Annotated in this window: 12 protein-coding genes, 1 rRNA gene and 1 pseudogene; 9 read left to right on the forward strand and 5 right to left on the reverse strand. The window is 50.3% G+C overall.

Features of this window, described 5'->3' with window-relative positions; translation table 11 throughout:
• The first annotated feature begins 160 nt into the window (after positions 1–160).
• Together rrf and BGE37_RS16595 are read left to right on the forward strand one after the other, a co-directional pair.
• Positions 161–276: ribosomal RNA gene (gene rrf / locus BGE37_RS16590) — 5S ribosomal RNA — on the forward strand.
• Between the two features lie 77 nt (positions 277–353).
• Entirely contained in the window at positions 354–737 is a 384-nt protein-coding gene (locus BGE37_RS16595) for a YjaA family stress response protein (protein ID WP_001353546.1), read from the forward strand.
• Positions 738–800: 63 nt separating this feature from the next.
• On the opposite strand, the gene BGE37_RS16600 is transcribed toward BGE37_RS16595, so the two are convergent.
• A complete protein-coding gene (locus BGE37_RS16600) occupies positions 801–1,244 on the reverse strand; it encodes an acetyltransferase (RefSeq protein WP_088541567.1) in 444 nt (147 codons plus the stop codon).
• Between the two features lie 156 nt (positions 1,245–1,400).
• Here BGE37_RS16600 and metA point away from each other — a divergent pair, with 156 nt between their 5' ends.
• The 4 genes from metA to aceK all read left to right on the forward strand — a co-directional run bounded on the left by metA (position 1,401) and on the right by aceK (position 7,319).
• Positions 1,401–2,330, forward strand: a complete 930-nt coding sequence (gene metA, locus BGE37_RS16605) for a homoserine O-acetyltransferase MetA (protein WP_001122781.1) — start codon at positions 1,401–1,403, stop codon at positions 2,328–2,330.
• Between the two features lie 268 nt (positions 2,331–2,598).
• Positions 2,599–4,200 carry a malate synthase A gene (gene aceB / locus BGE37_RS16610; RefSeq protein ID WP_105288227.1) on the forward strand — a complete coding sequence of 534 codons (1,602 nt, stop codon included), beginning with the start codon at positions 2,599–2,601 and terminating at the stop codon, positions 4,198–4,200.
• A gap of 29 nt (positions 4,201–4,229) precedes the next feature.
• The gene (gene aceA, locus BGE37_RS16615) at positions 4,230–5,534 is read left to right on the forward strand and encodes an isocitrate lyase (protein WP_000857853.1); all 1,305 of its coding nucleotides are present in this window, start codon (positions 4,230–4,232) and stop codon (positions 5,532–5,534) included.
• A 48-nt stretch (positions 5,535–5,582) separates the two neighbouring features.
• The gene (aceK, locus tag BGE37_RS16620; protein WP_105288228.1) at positions 5,583–7,319 is read left to right on the forward strand and encodes a bifunctional isocitrate dehydrogenase kinase/phosphatase; all 1,737 of its coding nucleotides are present in this window, start codon (positions 5,583–5,585) and stop codon (positions 7,317–7,319) included.
• Here aceK and BGE37_RS16625 read toward each other — a convergent pair.
• A pseudogene (locus BGE37_RS16625) lies at positions 7,288–9,473 on the reverse strand (ShET2/EspL2 family type III secretion system effector toxin). The gene aceK and the pseudogene BGE37_RS16625 sit on opposite strands and share 32 nt — an antisense overlap.
• Before the next feature lie 315 nt (positions 9,474–9,788).
• Positions 9,789–10,613, reverse strand: coding sequence for a glyoxylate bypass operon transcriptional repressor IclR (gene iclR / locus BGE37_RS16630; RefSeq protein ID WP_000226403.1), 825 nt, complete (start codon positions 10,611–10,613; stop codon positions 9,789–9,791).
• 199 nt (positions 10,614–10,812) lie between these two features.
• Between iclR and metH the strand changes: the two genes are divergently transcribed.
• Positions 10,813–14,496, forward strand: a complete 3,684-nt coding sequence (metH, locus tag BGE37_RS16635; RefSeq protein ID WP_105288229.1) for a methionine synthase — start codon at positions 10,813–10,815, stop codon at positions 14,494–14,496.
• Between the two features lie 219 nt (positions 14,497–14,715).
• Positions 14,716–16,347, forward strand: a complete 1,632-nt coding sequence (locus BGE37_RS16640) for a Na/Pi cotransporter family protein (RefSeq protein WP_088541561.1) — start codon at positions 14,716–14,718, stop codon at positions 16,345–16,347.
• 89 nt (positions 16,348–16,436) lie between these two features.
• On the opposite strand, the gene pepE is transcribed toward BGE37_RS16640, so the two are convergent.
• Positions 16,437–17,126, reverse strand: a complete 690-nt coding sequence (gene pepE / locus BGE37_RS16645; RefSeq protein WP_000421763.1) for a dipeptidase PepE — start codon at positions 17,124–17,126, stop codon at positions 16,437–16,439.
• Between the two features lie 211 nt (positions 17,127–17,337).
• On the opposite strand from pepE, the gene rluF reads away from it, so the two are divergent.
• Positions 17,338–18,210 carry a 23S rRNA pseudouridine(2604) synthase RluF gene (gene rluF / locus BGE37_RS16650; protein WP_105288230.1) on the forward strand — a complete coding sequence of 291 codons (873 nt, stop codon included), beginning with the start codon at positions 17,338–17,340 and terminating at the stop codon, positions 18,208–18,210.
• Here rluF and BGE37_RS16655 read toward each other — a convergent pair whose 3' ends face one another.
• Positions 18,211–18,483 (reverse strand): DUF3811 domain-containing protein, encoded by a 273-nt coding sequence (locus BGE37_RS16655; protein ID WP_001207638.1) that lies wholly within the window; start codon positions 18,481–18,483, stop codon positions 18,211–18,213.
• Between the last annotated feature and the right edge of the window lie 224 nt (positions 18,484–18,707).

Below are 18,707 nucleotides of genomic sequence, written 5' to 3' on the forward strand. Positions count from 1 at the left end.
CCGGGTGTGTAAGCGCAGCGATGCGTTGAGCTAACCGGTACTAATGAACCGTGAGGCTTAACCTTACAACGCCGAAGATGTTTTGGCGGATTGAGAGAAGATTTTCAGCCTGATACAGATTAAATCAGAACGCAGAAGCGGTCTGATGAAACAGAATTTGCCTGGCGGCCTTAGCGCGGTGGTCCCACCTGACCCCATGCCGAACTCAGAAGTGAAACGCCGTAGCGCCGATGGTAGTGTGGGGTCTCCCCATGCGAGAGTAGGGAACTGCCAGGCATCAAATTAAGCAGAAGGCCCAGTCGGAAGACTGGGCCTTTTTGCATATCAATTATTTGCATGATGAAGGGAATCTCATGTCAGTTCTGTATATCCAAATTCGTCGTAATCAAATTACTGTTCGCGATCTTGAAAGCAAACGTGAAGTGTCAGGAGAGGCTGCCTTCAGTAACCAGCGCCTGTTAATCGCCAATTTCTTTGTTGCAGAAAAAGTTCTGCAAGATCTTGTTTTGCAACTCCACCCACGTTCACCCTGGTACTCTTTTTTGCCAGCAAAACGTATGGATATTGTTGTGAGCGCGCTGGAAATGAATGAGGGCGGTTTGTCACAGGTTGAGGAACGCATTCTTCATGAAGTGGTCGCTGGTGCAACGTTAATGAAATATCGCCATTTCCACATCCATGCGCAATCAGTGGTGCTCAGTGATAGTGCGGTCATGGCAATGCTTAAGCAGAAATAATCATGTCACCATTGGTGGGTACGAAACCTGAAGTTCAGCTCACCGGGATGAGAAAAAAATTGCCTACGCCTCCACATACGCCAGATTCAGCAACGGATACGGTTTCCCCAAATCGTCCACCTCAGAGCGTCCCGTAACCTTAAATCCCAACTTCTTATAGAACCCTACCGCCCGGGCATTTTGCTCATTAACATTGGTTGTCAGTTCCGGTGCTATCGAGAGCGCATGTTCCACCAGCATCCGACCCACGCCGCAGCCGCGCACATCAGGATCGATAAACAGCGCATCCATATGCTGCCCACTTAACAACATAAACCCAACCGGCCGATCCCGCTCATTAACCGCGACCCACAACGGCGCTTCCGGCAGGAAGGAACGCACCAGCTCTTCCAGCTCGGCCCGATACTCTGCTGATAAAAAATCGTGAGTGGCATCGACAGAACGGCACCAAATCGCAACCAGTTCTTCCCCTTCCTCATGCCGTGAGCGGCGAATACTAATAACCATTTTCTCTCCTTTTCGTCATTCTTATATTCTAACGTAGCCTTTTCCTTGAAACTTTCTCACCTTCAACATGCAGGCTCGACATTGGCAAATTTTCTGGTTATCTTCAGCTATCTGGATGTCTAAACGTATAAGCGTATGTAGTGAGGTAATCAGGTTATGCCGATTCGTGTGCCGGACGAGCTACCCGCCGTCAATTTCTTGCGTGAAGAAAACGTCTTTGTGATGACAACTTCTCGCGCGTCTGGTCAGGAAATTCGTCCGCTAAAGGTGCTTATCCTTAACCTGATGCCGAAGAAGATCGAAACTGAAAATCAGTTTTTGCGCCTGCTTTCAAACTCACCTTTGCAGGTCGATATTCAGCTGTTGCGCATCGATTCCCGTGAATCGCGCAACACGCCCGCAGAGCATCTGAATAACTTCTACTGTAACTTTGAAGATATTCAGGAACAAAACTTTGACGGTCTGATAGTTACCGGCGCGCCGCTGGGCCTGGTGGAGTTTAATGATGTCGCTTACTGGCCGCAGATCAAACAGGTGCTGGAGTGGTCGAAAGATCACGTCACCTCGACGCTGTTTGTCTGTTGGGCGGTCCAGGCCGCGCTCAATATCCTCTACGGCATTCCTAAGCAAACCCGCACCGACAAACTATCTGGCGTTTACGAGCATCATATTCTCCATCCTCATGCGCTTCTGACGCGTGGCTTTGATGATTCATTCCTGGCACCGCATTCGCGCTATGCTGACTTTCCGGCAGCGTTGATTCGTGATTATACCGATCTGGAAATTCTGGCGGAGACAGAAGAAGGGGATGCATATCTGTTTGCCAGCAAAGATAAGCGCATTGCCTTTGTGACGGGGCATCCGGAATACGACGCACATACGCTGGCGCAGGAATTTTTCCGCGATGTGGAAGCCGGACTAGACCCGGATGTACCGTATAACTATTTCCCGCATAATGATCCGCAAAATACACCGCGAGCGAGCTGGCGTAGTCACGGTAATTTGCTGTTTACCAACTGGCTCAACTATTACGTCTACCAGATCACGCCATACGATCTACGGCACATGAATCCAACGTTGGATTAATCTTCTATGATAGTCGATCGTTAAGCGATTCAGCACCTTACCTCAGGCACCTTCGGGTGCCTTTTTTATTTCCGAAACACACCTCAAGAGGTGAATAAATTTTATTCATATTGTTATCAATAGGTTAACATGTATTTTTATTTAAAATGGAAATTGTTTTTGATTTTGCATTTTAAATGAGTAGTCTTAGTTGTGCTGAACGAAAAGCACACAACGATCCTTCGTTCACAGTGGGGAAGTTTTCGGATCCATGACGAGGAGCAGCACGATGACTGAACAGGCAACAACAACCGATGAACTGGTTTTCACAAGGCCGTATGGCGAGCAGGAGAAGCAAATTCTTACTGCCGAAGCGGTAGAGTTTCTGACTGAGCTGGTGACGCATTTTACGCCACAACGCAATAAACTTCTGGCAGCGCGCATTCAGCAGCAGCAGGATATCGATAACGGAACATTGCCTGATTTTATTTCGGAAACAGCTTCCATTCGTGATGTTGACTGGAAAATTCGTGGTATTCCTGCGGACTTAGAAGATCGTCGGGTAGAGATTACCGGACCCGTAGAGCGCAAGATGGTGATCAACGCGCTCAACGCCAATGTGAAAGTCTTTATGGCCGATTTTGAGGATTCACTGGCCCCGGACTGGAACAAAGTGATCGATGGGCAAATTAACCTGCGCGATGCAGTTAATGGCACCATCAGTTACACCAATGAAGCAGGCAAAATTTACCAGCTCAAGCCCAATCCAGCGGTGTTGATTTGTCGGGTACGCGGTCTGCACTTGCCGGAAAAACATGTCACCTGGCGTGGTGAGGCAATCCCTGGCAGCCTGTTTGATTTTGCGCTCTACTTCTTTCACAACTACCAGGCCTTACTGGCAAAAGGCAGTGGCCCCTATTTCTATCTGCCAAAAACCCAGTCCTGGCAGGAAGCGGCCTGGTGGAGCGAAGTCTTCAGCTATGCAGAAGATCGCTTTAATCTGGCGCGCGGCACCATCAAGGCGACGTTGCTGATTGAAACGCTGCCCGCCGTGTTCCAGATGGATGAAATCCTTCACGCGCTGCGTGACCATATTGTTGGTCTGAACTGCGGTCGTTGGGATTACATCTTCAGCTATATCAAAACGTTGAAAAACTATCCCGATCGCGTCCTGCCAGACAGACAGGCTGTGACGATGGATAAACCGTTCCTTAATGCCTATTCACGCCTGTTAATCAAAACCTGCCATAAACGCGGCGCATTTGCGATGGGCGGCATGGCAGCGTTTATTCCGAGCAAAGATGAAGAGCGCAATAACCAGGTGCTGAACAAAGTAAAAGCGGATAAAGCGCTGGAAGCCAACAACGGTCACGATGGCACATGGATTGCCCACCCAGGCCTTGCGGATACGGCAATGGCGGTATTCAACGACATTCTCGGCTCCCGTAAAAATCAGCTTGAAGTGATGCGCGAACAAGACGCGCCGATTACTGCCGATCAGCTGCTGGCACCTTGTGATGGTGAACGCACCGAAGAAGGTATGCGCGCCAACATTCGCGTGGCTGTGCAGTACATCGAAGCGTGGATCTCTGGCAACGGCTGTGTGCCGATTTATGGCCTGATGGAAGATGCGGCGACGGCTGAAATTTCCCGTACCTCAATCTGGCAGTGGATCCATCATCAAAAAACGTTGAGCAATGGCAAACCGGTGACCAAAGCCTTGTTCCGCCAGATGCTGGGCGAAGAGATGAAAGTCATTGCCAGCGAACTGGGCGAAGAACGTTTCTCCCAGGGGCGTTTTGACGATGCCGCACGCTTGATGGAACAGATCACCACTTCCGATGAGTTAATAGATTTCCTGACCCTGCCAGGCTACCGCCTGTTAGCGTAAACCACCATATAACTATGGAGCATCTGCACATGAAAACCCGTACACAACAAATTGAAGAATTACAGAAAGAGTGGACTCAACCGCGTTGGGAAGGCATTACTCGCCCATACAGCGCGGAAGATGTGGTGAAATTACGCGGTTCAGTCAATCCTGAATGCACGCTGGCGCAACTGGGCGCGGCGAAAATGTGGCGTCTGCTGCATGGCGAGTCGAAAAAAGGCTACATCAACAGCCTCGGTGCACTGACTGGCGGTCAGGCGCTGCAACAGGCGAAAGCGGGTATTGAAGCAGTCTATCTGTCGGGATGGCAGGTAGCGGCGGACGCTAACCTGGCGGCCAGCATGTATCCGGATCAGTCGCTCTATCCGGCAAACTCGGTGCCAGCTGTGGTGGAGCGGATCAACAACACCTTCCGCCGTGCGGATCAGATCCAATGGTCCGCGGGCATTGAGCCGGGCGATCCGCGCTATGTCGATTACTTCCTGCCGATCGTTGCCGATGCGGAAGCCGGTTTTGGCGGTGTCCTGAATGCCTTTGAACTGATGAAAGCGATGATTGAAGCCGGTGCAGCGGCAGTTCACTTCGAAGATCAGCTGGCATCAGTGAAGAAATGCGGTCACATGGGCGGCAAAGTTTTGGTGCCAACTCAGGAAGCTATTCAGAAACTGGTCGCGGCGCGTCTGGCAGCTGACGTGACGGGCGTTCCAACCCTGCTGGTTGCACGTACCGATGCCGATGCGGCGGATCTGATCACCTCCGATTGCGACCCGTATGACAGCGAATTTATTACCGGCGAGCGTACCAGCGAAGGCTTCTTCCGTACTCATGCAGGTATTGAACAAGCGATCAGCCGTGGCCTGGCGTATGCGCCATATGCTGACCTGGTATGGTGTGAAACCTCCACGCCAGACCTGGAACTGGCGCGTCGCTTTGCGGAAGCTATCCACGCGAAATATCCAGGCAAACTGCTGGCTTATAACTGCTCGCCGTCCTTCAACTGGCAGAAAAACCTCGACGACAAAACTATTGCCAGCTTCCAGCAGCAGCTGTCGGATATGGGCTACAAGTTCCAGTTCATCACCCTGGCAGGCATCCACAGCATGTGGTTCAACATGTTTGACCTGGCAAACGCCTACGCCCAGGGCGAGGGTATGAAGCACTATGTTGAGAAAGTGCAGCAGCCGGAATTTGCCGCCGCGAAAGATGGCTATACCTTCGTATCTCACCAGCAGGAAGTGGGTACAGGTTATTTCGATAAAGTGACGACCATTATTCAGGGCGGCACGTCTTCAGTCACCGCGCTGACCGGCTCCACCGAAGAATCGCAGTTCTAATAACCAACGCCCCTTTCCGTAAGGCGAGGGGCGAATTAAGGAGAGGCGATGCCGCGTGGCCTGGAATTACTGATTGCACAAACCATTCTGCAAGGCTTCGACGCTCAGTATGGTCGATTCCTCGAAGTGACTTCCGGGGCGCAGCAGCGTTTCGAACAAGCCGACTGGCACGCTGTCCAGCAGGCGATGAAAAACCGTATCCATCTTTACGATCATCACGTGGGTCTGGTGGTGGAGCAACTGCGCTGCATTACCAACGGCCAAAGCACGGACGCGGCATTTTTACTGCGCGTTAAAGAGCATTACACCCGGCTGTTGCCGGACTACCCGCGTTTCGAGATTGCGGAGAGCTTTTTTAACTCCGTGTACTGTCGGTTATTTGACCACCGCTCGCTTACTCCCGAGCGGCTTTTTATCTTTAGCTCCCAGCCAGAGCGCCGTTTTCGTACCATTCCCCGCCCGCTGGCGAAAGACTTTCACCCCGATCACGGCTGGGAATCTCTGCTGATGCGCGTTATCAGCGATCTGCCGTTGCGTCTGCGCTGGCAGAATAAAAGCCGTGACATTCATTACATCGTTCGCCATCTGACAGAAATGTTGGGGACAGACAACCTCGCGGAAAGTCATTTACAGGTGGCGAACGAACTGTTTTACCGCAATAAAGCCGCCTGGCTGGTGGGCAAACTGATCACGCCTTCCGGCACATTGCCATTTTTGCTGCCGATCCACCAGACGGACGACGGCGAGTTATTTATTGATACTTGCCTGACGACGACCGCCGAAGCGAGCATCGTCTTTGGCTTCGCACGCTCCTATTTTATGGTTTATGCACCGCTGCCCGCAGCACTGGTCGAGTGGCTACGGGAAATTCTGCCAGGTAAAACCACCGCAGAATTGTATATGGCTATCGGCTGCCAGAAGCACGCTAAAACCGAGAGCTACCGCGAATATCTCGTTTATCTACAGGGCTGTAATGAGCAGTTCATTGAAGCGCCGGGTATTCGTGGCATGGTGATGTTGGTGTTTACGCTGCCGGGTTTTGATCGGGTGTTCAAAGTGATTAAAGACAAGTTCGCGCCGCAGAAAGAGATGTCTGCAGCTCACGTTCGTGCCTGCTACCAACTGGTGAAAGAGCACGATCGCGTGGGCCGAATGGCGGACACCCAGGAGTTTGAAAACTTTGTGCTGGAGAAGCGGCATATTTCCCCGGCATTAATGGCATTACTGCTCCAGGAAGCAGCGGAAAAAATCACCGATCTCGGCGAACAAATTGTGATTCGCCATCTTTATATTGAGCGGCGGATGGTGCCGCTCAATATCTGGCTGGAACAAGTGGAAGGTCAGCAGTTGCGCGACGCCATTGAAGAATACGGCAACGCCATTCGCCAGCTTGCTGCCGCCAACATCTTCCCCGGCGACATGCTGTTTAAAAACTTCGGTGTCACCCGTCACGGGCGTGTGGTGTTTTATGATTACGATGAAATTTGCTACATGACGGAAGTGAACTTCCGCGACATCCCGCCGCCGCGCTACCCGGAGGACGAACTTGCCAGCGAACCGTGGTACAGCGTCTCGCCGGGCGATGTTTTCCCGGAAGAGTTTCGCCACTGGCTATGTGCCGACCCGCGTATTGGTCCGCTGTTTGAAGAGATGCACGCCGACCTGTTCCGCGCTGATTACTGGCGCGCACTACAAAACCGCATTCGTGAAGGACATGTGGAAGATGTTTATGCGTATCGGCGCAGGCAAAGATTTAGCGTACGGTATGGGGAGATGCTTTTTTGAGTAAAGCTTCCATCTTATTTTTCTCCGCGATGTATCGAGGGTTATCCGTAAAGCCATAGCTTTCAGCCATCTTATTTAACGTATTAAGGATTAATTCAGCAATAACCCGGTGACCCAATTCAAAAGCCAACTCAAAGGCAGAGTATTTTTGTGGCGCTTTATGTTGCCAAAAATCCATAATATCTTCAGCGGTAAATCCAAAAAGGCGTGCATGGTCAGATAAAGCAAGATAAACCGTCTCTACAACGTTTTGTTGTTTATGCTGTATCGCTGAAAACAAACCGGGATATTCATTAGAATTATGTGCCAGGAGGAGGGTCTTCATATTTTTTTTATCGAATTTAAACGTATTAAATAGAGTGGGGAATGCGTTAAAAATAGTCTTAATAACGTTCATATGTCCGCGCTGCATGGCTATAAACAAACCCGTGTCGCGCGCAAGATTTTTGGCGGTCAGAAGATCTACAATATCAGAAGCGGAAATGTTAATTTCCTGGGCCAGACAGGGCAATGCTTCGAGTATAACTCTCACGATATCGCTATGCCCATTTTGCATCGCCAGGTATAGCCCCGGGTAACCATAAAAATCCTTTGCCTTCAGGAGATCGAGTACCTGCTCTTTAGTCAAATGACATGTGCGAATTAACAAAGGTAATGCATCCAAAAAAACTTTCAGCATGTCGGCATCACCATTCGCCATAATATAGTATAAAACATGGCTGGACGATCTACTTTTGGCACTCAGGATTTTATACACCTGTTTGTTATCTAAATGATGTGTGGCAGCAAGTTTAGGTAAGGCGTTCAGAATCGAGGTTACGACATTTTTATCCTTACGTGATATCGCTAAAAATAATCCAGAACAACCATTTTTATCTTTTGCCTCCACAATATTAATGAGGTTTTTTTCGAGAGTAATCCTTCATATCCAGGAGCTGACAGTGAATTGAAAATAGTCTCAACGATATCCGCATTACCATAATTTATAGCCAAATATAAACCTGGCAGGTTAATACTATTATAGGCAGTCAACATTTCTGTTCTATGTAGTTCTGGCATTTTCTGGAGCTGAATCATCAGCTGCGTAAGTTTGTGATTCTGACCAATTGCCATGAGCAAATTCATCGTTGCAGGTGATAATGGAGGGGTTATTTCATCCACAGATCCTTTTAACATCAATAGCTGTTCTTTCGGAAGTGCTGGAATTATTGCAACAGATTGGTTAATAACATGATCATTTGACCATTTCAGGAGGCTATAATCTACATTCATAAAATCCATCAGAGAATAGTGTTTAATATCCTCTTTACTTTCGCTCATGATTCTTATTTTATCGTTAGTTACATTAGGATCATAAACCGAAACCACGTAATGGGTACATCCTTCAGTTGTATTTTTTATTCTTAGCCGGGCCGTCAAAGCATGGTTATCCACCAATAATATGGCCGCCATAACACTGATACCATTTGATTCCATCTTGTCAAAATATGCCTTCATAACTAGACCGAAATCACCGCAGGCAGCAACACAACGCCCCTCAGGACGGCTGGAAATTAACGCCAAAGTCTGGTTTTTGCATTTTTTGTTGAAGTGAGCGAGAAAATTTTCAGCTGAGGAATAATCATCTTGATGGGGTTTGTAATCAACATTCTGATAAATGTCATTAATATATTGTGCAGCAATGTGTCGGCATACTATACGGTTTTGGTGGCGCCCCGGGAAATAACATTGACCATTAAGTTTAACTCTTGGAAATTCTTTTTATTTTCTATCTGAGGTTAGGTTTAATTCTTGTTTATCAAGAGTGTCTAAGCGTTGAGGTAAAATTTCCATTAGGTATTCTTCAAATATTGGAGCAATGGTTTGAGTGAGTGTCGTGTTTTCATTTTTATTAATTATCGTAATTTCTTTTTTATCAGTCTGTAAGACAGACGTGGAAAATTTAATGACAAAATCCTTATTGCTAAAGATATGACGGCCGTTTTGTCTACAGTTTTCTGAGAAGCTTTTTAATAGAGGTGTCCCCAGCTCCTTGCCAGAAAATTTATTCTCGAGTTCTTTATAAAACAATTCACTCAGGTTTTGGTGTTCATTTGTCTGGGCTGTATTATTAATATTTAAAGAGAAAGAATTGCGATGAATACGAGTAATCATTTAAATATCTCATTGTTTATTGATGTCTGGAATTTTAACTATCAGAACAGTGAAAAATTTAATATGATTACAAGTAAAGAAATATCATAAATCGCTCAATCTCATAATGAAACCGCAAAAGTTTCGGCGCAATGAGTTCTTGCGATTTTGTTAATAATTAAGTGGTTTGATGTTTAAAAATAATGCTGAGTTAATAAAAGTGTGTGAAGTGTATGATATTAAGTTATTTTTGCGTCAATGCGATTAACAGATACCCTTATTCTATTGCTACTCAGGTATGACGGGCAGAATATTACCTCTACCCGCCAGAAAAAGTCAGCGCATTCCACCGTACGCCAGCGTCACTTCCTTCGCAGCTTTAATCACCATCGCACCAAACTCGGTTACGCGATCATCGGTAATACGTGAAATCGGCCCGGAAATCGAAATTGCCGCAAATGGTTCGCGGTGCTCGTCGAAAATACACGCTGCGAGGCAACGCAGCCCCAGCGCATGTTCCTCATCGTCAAATGAATAACCCCGTTTTCGCGTTTGGGCGAGATCTTCTTTTAAATGTACAGGAGACACCAGTGTTGCGTGGGTATAGGCATGTAACCCTTTGCGGTGCAGCAGCTTCGTCACCTGTTCTTCGCTCAGTTGGGCTAAAAAGGCTTTACCCGCACCGGAAGCGTGCATCGGTAATTTACCGCCAATAGGGGCGGACATACGCATCAGGTGCGTACACTGTACCTGGTCGATAATAATCGCTTCGTGATCGCTTTGATCAAGCACCGCCATATTTACCGTTTCGCCAGACTCTTCCATTAGATTGCGCAGGATAGGGTGAACAATGGCTAACAAATTACGGCTCTGGAGAAAGCTGCTGCCGACCATAAAGGCATGTGCGCCGATTGCCCAGTGTCCCAGTTCGCCGACTTGACGCACGAAACCCTGCTGTTGCATCGTGGTTAGCAGGCGGTGGGTTGTGGAATTGGGTAACCCGGCTTGTTGCGCCAGTTCCGTGAGTGCCACACTGCCATTGGATTCGGCAATCCACTCCAGTAATTTCAGACCACGCGTTAAAGACTGAACCTGCCCAGTCGCTGGTGCGGTGGCAACGGCGGGTTTTCTGCCGCGTTTCGCGGGAATGGGTGCGACCATGACAGTCTCCTTTTTCTGTATCGTGGAAATCATTTTCATTTTTATTGTTAGCTAATGCAATAGTTGCTGAACTGATCCGATGAGTTAATGTTGAACAAATCTCATGTTGCGTGGTGCTCGCTTTTACCACAGATGCGTTTATGCCAGTATGGTTTGTTGAATTTTTATTAAATCTGGGTTGAGCGTGTCGGGAGCAAGTGTGAGCAGCAAAGTGGAACAACTGCGTGCGCAGTTAAATGAACGTATTCTGGTGCTGGATGGCGGTATGGGCACTATGATCCAGAGCTATCGACTGAACGAAGCCGATTTTCGTGGTGAACGCTTTGCCGACTGGCCATGCGATCTCAAAGGCAACAACGACCTGCTGGTACTCAGCAAACCGGAAGTGATCGCCGCTATCCACAACGCCTACTTTGAAGCGGGCGCGGATATCATCGAAACCAACACCTTCAACTCCACGACTATTGCGATGGCGGATTACCAGATGGAATCCCTGTCGGCGGAAATCAACTTTGCGGCGGCGAAGCTGGCGCGTGCCTGTGCTGACGAGTGGACCGCGCGCACTCCGGAGAAACCGCGCTACGTTGCCGGTGTTCTCGGCCCGACCAACCGCACGGCGTCTATTTCTCCGGACGTGAACGATCCAGCATTCCGCAACATCACTTTTGACCAGCTGGTGGCGGCCTATCGTGAATCCACCAAAGCGCTGGTGGAAGGTGGTGCGGACCTGATCCTGATTGAAACCGTTTTCGACACCCTTAACGCCAAAGCGGCGGTCTTTGCGGTGAAAACGGAGTTTGAAGCGCTGGGCGTTGAGCTGCCGATTATGATCTCCGGCACCATCACCGACGCTTCCGGGCGCACGCTCTCCGGGCAGACTACTGAAGCATTTTACAACTCATTGCGCCACGCCGAAGCGCTAACCTTTGGCCTGAACTGTGCGCTGGGGCCAGACGAACTGCGCCAGTACGTACAGGAACTGTCGCGTATTGCGGAATGCTACGTCACCGCCCACCCGAACGCCGGGCTGCCCAACGCCTTTGGTGAATACGATCTCGACGCCGACACGATGGCAAAACAGATACGTGAATGGGCAGAAGCAGGCTTTCTCAATATCGTCGGCGGCTGCTGCGGCACCACGCCACAACATATTGCAGCGATGAGTCGTGCAGTAGAAGGATTAGCGCCGCGCAAACTACCGGATATTCCCGTAGCCTGCCGTTTGTCCGGCCTGGAGCCGCTGAACATTGGCGAAGATAGCCTGTTTGTGAACGTGGGTGAACGCACCAACGTCACCGGTTCCGCTAAGTTCAAGCGCCTGATCAAAGAAGAGAAATACAGCGAGGCGCTGGATGTGGCGCGTCAGCAGGTGGAAAACGGCGCGCAGATTATCGATATCAACATGGATGAAGGGATGCTCGACGCCGAAGCGGCGATGGTGCGTTTTCTCAATCTGATTGCCGGTGAACCGGATATCGCTCGCGTGCCGATTATGGTCGACTCCTCAAAATGGGAGGTCATTGAAAAAGGTCTGAAGTGTATCCAGGGCAAAGGCATTGTTAACTCGATCTCAATGAAAGAGGGCGTCGACGCCTTTATCCATCACGCGAAACTGTTGCGTCGCTACGGTGCGGCAGTCGTGGTGATGGCCTTTGACGAACAGGGCCAGGCCGATACCCGCGCACGGAAAATCGAGATTTGCCGTCGGGCGTACAAAATCCTCACCGAAGAGGTTGGCTTCCCGCCAGAAGATATCATCTTTGACCCGAACATCTTCGCGGTCGCAACTGGCATTGAAGAGCACAACAACTACGCGCAGGACTTTATCGGCGCGTGTGAAGACATCAAACGTGAACTGCCGCACGCGCTGATTTCCGGCGGCGTTTCTAACGTTTCGTTCTCATTCCGTGGCAACGATCCGGTGCGCGAAGCCATTCACGCGGTGTTCCTCTACTACGCTATTCGCAATGGCATGGATATGGGGATCGTCAACGCCGGGCAACTGGCGATTTACGACGACCTACCCGCTGAACTGCGCGACGCGGTGGAAGATGTGATTCTTAATCGTCGCGACGATGGCACCGAGCGTTTACTGGAGCTTGCCGAGAAATATCGCGGCAGCAAAACCGACGACACCGCTAACGCCCAGCAGGCGGAGTGGCGCTCGTGGGAAGTGAATAAACGTCTGGAATACTCGTTGGTCAAAGGCATTACCGAGTTTATCGAGCAGGATACCGAAGAAGCCCGCCAGCAGGCTACGCGCCCGATTGAAGTGATTGAAGGCCCGTTGATGGACGGCATGAACGTGGTCGGCGATCTGTTTGGCGAAGGGAAAATGTTCCTGCCGCAGGTGGTGAAATCGGCGCGCGTCATGAAACAGGCGGTGGCGTATCTCGAACCGTTTATTGAAGCCAGCAAAGAGCAGGGCAAAACCAACGGCAAGATGGTGATCGCTACAGTGAAGGGCGACGTCCACGATATCGGTAAAAATATCGTTGGCGTGGTGCTGCAATGTAACAACTACGAAATTGTTGATCTCGGCGTGATGGTGCCTGCGGAAAAAATTCTCCGTACCGCCAAAGAAGTGAATGCTGATTTGATTGGCCTTTCAGGATTGATCACGCCGTCGCTGGACGAAATGGTTAACGTGGCGAAGGAGATGGAGCGTCAGGGCTTCACCATTCCGCTATTGATTGGCGGCGCGACCACCTCAAAAGCGCACACGGCGGTGAAAATCGAGCAGAACTACAGCGGCCCGACGGTGTATGTACAGAACGCCTCGCGCACTGTTGGTGTGGTGGCGGCGCTGCTTTCCGATACTCAGCGTGATGACTTTGTCGCTCGTACCCGTAAAGAGTACGAAACCGTACGTATTCAGCACGGGCGCAAGAAACCGCGCACACCACCGGTCACGCTGGAAGCGGCGCGTGATAACGATTTCGCTTTTGACTGGCAGGCTTACACGCCGCCGGTGGCGCACCGTCTCGGCGTGCAGGAAGTCGAAGCCAGCATCGAAACGCTGCGTAATTACATCGACTGGACGCCGTTCTTTATGACCTGGTCACTGGCTGGGAAGTATCCGCGCATTCTGGAAGATGAAGTGGTGGGTGAAGAGGCGAAGCGCCTGTTTAAAGACGCCAATGACATGCTGGATAAATTAAGCGCCGAAAAAACGCTGAATCCACGTGGCGTGGTGGGCCTGTTCCCGGCAAACCGTGTGGGCGATGACATTGAAATCTACCGTGACGAAACGCGTACCCATGTAATAAACGTCAGCCACCATCTGCGTCAACAGACCGAAAAAACGGGCTTCGCTAACTACTGTCTCGCTGACTTCGTTGCGCCGAAGCTTTCTGGTAAAGCAGATTACATTGGCGCATTTGCTGTGACCGGCGGGCTGGAAGAGGACGCACTGGCTGATGCTTTCGAAGCGCAGCACGATGATTACAACAAAATCATGGTGAAAGCGCTTGCCGACCGTTTAGCCGAAGCGTTTGCGGAGTATCTCCATGAGCGTGTGCGTAAAGTCTACTGGGGCTATGCGCCGAACGAGAACCTCAGCAACGAAGAACTGATCCGCGAAAACTACCAGGGCATCCGTCCGGCACCGGGCTACCCGGCCTGCCCGGAACATACGGAAAAAGCCACCATCTGGGAGCTGCTGGAAGTGGAAAAACATACCGGCATGAAACTCACAGAATCTTTCGCCATGTGGCCCGGTGCATCGGTTTCGGGTTGGTACTTCAGCCACCCGGACAGCAAGTATTACGCGGTAGCGCAAATTCAGCGCGATCAGGTTGAAGACTATGCCCGCCGTAAAGGTATGAGCGTCTCAGATGTTGAACGCTGGCTGGCACCGAATCTGGGGTATGACGCAGACTGATTCACAAATCTGTCACTTTTCCTTACAACAAACAGGGCGCTCAATGAGTGCCCTGTCTCTTTATTAATATGAAACTCTTATACTGGAATCAGGCTGGAATAATCTTAGCCGGAAAAACGAATGTCAAAAGTCACAATAAAGATGTCAGTCAGCGTGTTTCCGGTCCTTTGGTCATTCAATTGCTTCAGGAACATATAACGATAAGGAGAACCTGAACTCGTGTTAACGCTGCTTCACCTGCTTTCTGCCGTCGCCCTGCTGGTCTGGGGGACACATATTGTTCGAACAGGCGTAATGCGCGTCTTCGGCGCACGTCTGCGTACTGTTCTGAGCCGGAGCGTCGAAAAAAAGCCGCTCGCCTTTTGTGCGGGGATCGGCGTTACCGCACTGGTGCAGAGCAGTAATGCTACCACCATGCTGGTGACTTCGTTCGTCGCTCAGGATCTGGTTGCCCTCGCACCGGCTTTGGTCATTGTGCTGGGTGCAGATGTCGGGACCGCGCTAATGGCGCGTATTCTCACCTTCGATTTATCCTGGTTGTCACCGCTACTTATTTTTATCGGCGTGATTTTTTTCCTCGGACGCAAACAATCACGCGCCGGGCAACTGGGCCGCGTCGGTATTGGTCTTGGGCTGATTTTGCTGGCGCTGGAATTGATTGTGCAGGCCGTAACGCCGATCACCCAAGCAAACGGCGTTCAGGTGATTTTTGCCTCGCTAACCGGCGATATTCTGCTGGATGCGCTGATTGGCGCGATGTTCGCCATTATCAGCTACTCCAGCCTTGCTGCTGTACTGCTGACCGCGACTCTGACCGCCGCAGGCATCATCTCCTTCCCCGTGGCACTTTGTCTGGTGATTGGTGCTAACCTCGGCTCCGGCTTGCTGGCGATGCTCAACAACAGTGCCGCCAATGCCGCAGCCCGCCGTGTCGCGCTGGGTAGTCTGCTGTTTAAGCTGGTGGGTAGCCTGATTATCCTGCCGTTTGTTCATTTGCTGGCAGAGACAATGGGGAAGTTGCCATTGCCAAAAGCGGAATTGGTGATCTATTTCCACGTCTTCTACAACCTTGTACGCTGCCTGGTCATGTTGCCATTCGTTGACCCGATGGCACGGTTTTGCAAAACGATTATTCGCGATGAACCGGAACTGGATACCCAGCTACGGCCTAAACATCTGGATGTCAGCGCGCTGGATACGCCCACGCTTGCTCTGGCGAACGCTGCCCGCGAAACCCTGCGCATTGGCGACGCCATGGAACAGATGATGGAAGGGTTGAATAAAGTGATGCACGGCGAGCCACGGCAGGAGAAAGAGCTGCGTAAGCTGGCTGATGACATCAACGTTCTCTACACCGCCATTAAGCTGTATCTGGCGCGAATGCCAAAAGAAGAGCTGGCGGAGGAAGAGTCGCGTCGCTGGGCGGAGATCATCGAAATGTCGCTTAACCTTGAACAGGCCTCCGATATCGTCGAGCGCATGGGTAGTGAAATTGCCGACAAATCGCTGGCTGCAAGGCGAGCATTTTCGCTTGATGGCTTGAAGGAACTGGATGCGCTCTATGAGCAATTGCTCAGTAATTTAAAACTGGCAATGTCGGTTTTCTTCTCTGGCGATGTTGCCAGCGCCCGTCGTTTACGCCGCAGCAAGCATCGTTTTCGCATTCTTAATCGCCGCTATTCTCACGCCCACGTTGATCGCCTGCATCAGCAAAACGTGCAGAGCATTGAAACCAGTTCGCTACATTTAGGCTTACTGGGCGATATGCAGCGTTTGAACTCGCTGTTTTGTTCAGTTGCTTACAGTGTGCTGGAACAGCCGGATGAAGATGAGGGGCGGGACGAGTATTAATACCGTGACCCTATAGGCCTGATAAGACGCGTAAAGCGTCGCATCAGGCACTATGTACAAGATGCCGGATCATGCATCCGGCAATTCACTTAAAAACGGTGACCCGCTTCCAGCGGCACCGCTTCTTCACCAGCCTTAAACACATAAGTGGTGTTCGGGCCACCCAGCGTAGCGTGACCTTTACTTACTGTGATCCAGTTACCTTCCGGCAGACCAATAATCGTCAGTTCTGGCGCGACGACCAGCAGTTCGCGAATACGCTGCTCACGGGTTTCACCTTTATGGCCTTCCGGCAGCGCGTTGGTGAAGTGCGGGTTGATTTGCAGCGGGAACAGATTTAGCGCATCGAAACCTTGCGGATCGACAATCGGCATATCGTTGGTGGTACGAATGGTTGGGCAAGCAAGGTTAGCGCCTGCGCTCCAGCCAATATACAGCGCGCCACGTTTCACCACGTCAGTAATTGGTGCCAGCAGCCCGCGCTCGCGGCACTGTTTCAGCAACTGGAAAGTATTACCGCCGCCGACAATCACGATCTCAGCATTTTCAATCGCGGCAACGGGATCGACAACGCTATGAATACCGGTGACAGAAACACCCAGCGGAGCGAGAACCGCAGCCGTTTTCGCTGTGTAATCATCCCAGGTCTGCGTTACGCCAGCGAAAGGAATAAATACCGCAGAACGGCGACCCTGCAACTGTTCAGCAATCAGCGGCAGCGCGTGTTCCAGCCAGGCTTTACCCGGCAGCGTCGAGTTACTCAATAAAAGCAGTTCCATTACTTCTCCGGTTAGTAAGAAATCACGGGAGGCATGCTATCACTGTGATTTTAATCGCTTACTGACATGGCTCACGATGTCGCACATTGCTTCTGGAAAGTGATTTGAGCAGGTAACGAATTCAAGCCAATGGAAATAACAAATAGTTCGCTCATGACTATTTTTTATCAACCCAAAGGTACGGTATATTCCGTTTTTTACAGGAGAATTTATGCTGCCCGACTCATCAGTCCGTTTAAATAAATACATCAGCGAAAGCGGAATTTGCTCACGCCGCGAAGCGGATCGCTATATCGAGCAAGGCAATGTGTTCCTTAATGGCAAGCGAGCCACCATTGGCGATCAGGTGAAACCCGGCGACGTTGTGAAAGTAAATGGTCAGTTGATTGAGCCTCGGGAAGCCGAAGATTTGGTACTTATCGCCCTGAACAAGCCCGTCGGTATTGTCAGCACCACCGAAGATGGCGAGCGCGATAACATTGTCGATTTTGTTAACCACAGCAAACGCGTGTTCCCGATTGGCCGCCTGGATAAAGATTCCCAGGGGCTGATTTTCCTCACCAATCACGGCGACCTGGTGAATAAGATCCTCCGTGCGGGTAACGATCATGAGAAAGAGTATCTGGTTACGGTCGATAAACCGATTACCGATGAATTTATTCGTGGTATGGGGGCGGGGGTGCCGATCCTCGGGACGGTGACGAAAAAGTGCAAAGTCAAAAAAGAAGCGCCGTTTGTTTTTCGCATTACCCTGGTGCAGGGACTGAACCGTCAGATCCGTCGCATGTGCGAGCACTTTGGTTACGAAGTGAAAAAGCTGGAGCGTACGCGCATTATGAACGTCAGTTTAAGCGGCATTCCGCTGGGTGAGTGGCGCGATTTAACCGACGATGAGCTAATTGATCTCTTTAAATTAATTGAGAATTCCACTTCTGAGGTAAAACCTAAAGCGAAGGCCAAACCGAAAATGGCGGGCATCAAACGCCCGGTCGTTAAGATGGAAAAAACGGCGGAAAAAGGTGGTCGCCCGGCGTCCAACGGTAAACGTTTCACCTCGCCGGGGCGCAAAAAGAAGGGGCGCTAATCAGCGCCTACCACGCGTCGACGTATTTGCCGACCAGCTAAACGACGCTTCAGGATCTGGTTTATAAGCCTGCTTTTTCTTCAACTGGCGGGCTTTTTTTGCTTCAGCCTCACGCTCAACCATTAATTTATCGATGTACTCTTTCTTGATGCTGTTGGTTTCGGAGTTGGTCAGCACGCGACCATGCGCAATACGCGCCCGATCCAGCAGTGTTTTAAGTTCACGCTGCTCGCGTTCAGTCATCTCTTTTTGGGTAATACGGGGGAGTGCCATGATGGTGCCCTCAGTGAGCCGGAGAGTTCAGTGTACGGGAATTCCTTTGCGAGCAGAACTGATAATATTCATTTTGCCTTCTCTTAAATATTTATCTCTCTCGATAATTAGCTAGAGATGCAGATAAAAAATTAAAGGTAATTATTCTTAGATAAAGATGCTGGTTAACAGGGAATAGACTCGTTTATTGATGGGCATAATGACAAGAAAAACATACGGCCCGA

The sequence above is a fragment of the Escherichia sp. MOD1-EC6300 genome, assembly GCF_002965045.1.
Classification (GTDB): domain Bacteria; phylum Pseudomonadota; class Gammaproteobacteria; order Enterobacterales; family Enterobacteriaceae; genus Escherichia; species Escherichia coli_F.